We start from the raw sequence: 861 nt of genomic DNA on the forward strand, positions 1-861 counted from the left end.
ATCGGCTGCGGCAGTATCTAGGCGCCGAGTCGCAGTTGAAACAGCATCATCCTTATCCCGACGACGCCCTCATGATTGATGGCTTGGCCAACGAAGAGCTGAGCAAGCTCGGACCGGACTCGACTTCCAAGAGGAAAGTTGTCCAGAATATGGCGATAAATCAACGGAGGTTTAGTGATTGGCTCCAAAAGAATGGTCGGGGGAGCATAAGCAGTCGCCTGACTGGCAGTGATGAGCAGCAACGGTCGTTGAAGGACGATTTTAGGGAATTTACTACTAACGTTGAAGTAAAAATAAGCGTGGGTTTCGATCGGCTGCGACAGTATCTAGGCGCCGAGTCGCAGTTGAAACAGCATGATCCTTATCCCGACGACACCCGCATGATTGATGGCTTCGCCAATGAAGAGCTGAGCAAGCTCGGACCGGACTCGACTTCCAAGAGGAAAGGCGTCTTGAATCTGGCCAGCAATCAACGGAGGTTTAGTAATTGGCTCCGAAAGAATGGTCGGGGGAGCATAAGCAGTCGCCTGACTGGCAGTGATGAGCAGCAACGGTCGTTGAAGGACGATTTTAGGGAATTTACTACTAACGTTGAAGTAAAAATAAACGTGAGTCTCGATCGGCTGCGGCAGTATCTAGGCGCTGAGTCGCAGTTGAAACAGCATCATCCTTATCCCGACGACGCCCTCATGATTGATGCCTTGGCCAACGAAGAGCTGAGCAAGCTCGGATCGGCCTCGACTTCCAAGAGGAGAGTCGTCTGGAGACTGGCCAGCAATCAACGAAAGTTTAGTGATTGGCTGCAAACCAGGGGTAGGGAGAGCATAGCGAGCCGGCTCAACGGCAGTGATCAGCAGCAAT

1 pseudogene is annotated in these 861 nt (G+C 52.0%); it reads left to right on the plus strand.

The window, feature by feature from the left end:
* Positions 1 to 35 precede the first annotated feature (35 nt).
* Positions 36 to 861 (plus strand): annotated as a pseudogene (locus ATY29_RS01320) (Ulp1 family isopeptidase); the annotation flags it as partial.

It is taken from the genome of Rhizobium hidalgonense, from assembly GCF_002914525.1.
GTDB lineage: Bacteria > Pseudomonadota > Alphaproteobacteria > Rhizobiales > Rhizobiaceae > Rhizobium > Rhizobium hidalgonense.